Origin of the sequence: Pseudonocardia nigra (assembly GCF_019396355.1) — a bacterium.
Classification (GTDB): Bacteria; Actinomycetota; Actinomycetes; order Mycobacteriales; family Pseudonocardiaceae; genus Pseudonocardia; species Pseudonocardia nigra.
This window is the reverse complement of the sequence record NZ_JAHKRK010000482.1, coordinates 1-1,178: the sequence shown is the minus strand read 5'-3', so window position 1 is coordinate 1,178 and position 1,178 is coordinate 1. Positions and strand designations below refer to the sequence as shown.

Genomic DNA, 1,178 nt, shown 5'->3' with positions numbered 1-1,178 from the left:
TCGCCGCCATCCGCCGCTTCATCGACGCATGGAACGAGCGCTGTGAACCGTTCATCTGGACCAAGGACGCCGAGGCCATCCTGGCCAAAGCGCAGCGTCAAAAGACTTCGGACACGAGACACTAGCTCACCTAGCGCGCCGGCCCACGGGATGCCGCCCGGCCTTCGGCCGGAGCCCGGGCGCATCCGCACGATCGCCCACCGCGGCGACTCCTCGACCGCCCCGGAGAACACGCTGCCCGCGTTCGACGCGGCCGTCCTGGCGGGCAGCGACCTCATCGAGATCGACGTGCGCGCCACCGCCGACGGCGCGGCCGCAGTGATCCACGACGCCTCGGCGTTGCGGACCACGGGCATCGACGCCCCGGTGGCGGCGCTGACCGCGAAGGAGCTCACCTCCGCCGATGCGGGCAGCTGGTTCGGGCCGGGCTTCGCGGACGCGCGCGTGCCGCTCATGGACACGGTGACCGACTGGGCGGCGGGGCACCCGGAGGTCGGCTGGCTCGTGGAGTTCAAGGGCCACTGGAGCCCGGACGCGCTCGCCGGCCCCGTCGCCGCACTGCGGGACCGCGGGTTGGCGGGCCGGACGATCCTGCAGAGCTTCGAGCCGGACACCGTCGCCGCCGCTCGGGACGTCGCACCCGACTTCCCGCGGTCGCTGCTCGTGTACCGGATCGCGGACGAGGCCGCGCTCCTGGCGCAGCTGCACGACCTGGGCGCCGCCGGCTGCAACCCGACGGGGGAGCTGCCCGCACACAACCCGGGGCTGGCCGGACGGCTGCGCGATGCCGGGTACAGCGTGTTCCCGTGGACGCTCGACGTCCCCGACGAGTGGGGCGCCGCCGGGGGTGCCGGCGTGGACGGGGTGATCACCAACCGGCCGGGGGAGTTCCGGCGGTGGCACGCGGAGCGGTGGATCGGCGAGGCCGTACCGGTCTGAGCTTGATCTTTAACCTGTGCGTTGCCGTCGTGCGGTGATGGTGCGGTCCCGTTTGACGGTCTTGCCGACGTCGTAGCTGGTCGGGGTGTGTCGGTTGCGGGAGCCGGGTGGGCTGATCAGCCCCGCGTTTTTCGGACCGGTTGATTTGGTCGTTGCTACGCTGCTTCCTGCGCGTCTGTCCACTCTTTGAGGACTTCTTGGGGTGTCCTGTAGCCGAGGGTTGAGTGGAGACGTCTGCG

General features: G+C 71.4%; 1 protein-coding gene. It reads left to right on the top strand.

Annotated elements, in window-relative coordinates:
* Positions 1 to 150 precede the first annotated feature (150 nt).
* Positions 151 to 939 carry a glycerophosphodiester phosphodiesterase gene (locus tag KME75_RS41750; RefSeq protein ID WP_219420531.1) on the top strand — a complete coding sequence of 263 codons (789 nt, stop codon included), beginning with the start codon at positions 151 to 153 and terminating at the stop codon, positions 937 to 939.
* Positions 940 to 1,178 lie beyond the last annotated feature (239 nt).

What these genes read in the sequence shown, in the direction of transcription:
- KME75_RS41750 (WP_219420531.1), top strand. Translation starts at nt 151, where the DNA reads ATGCCGCCCGGCCTTCGGCCGGAGCCCGGGCGCATCCGCACGATCGCC.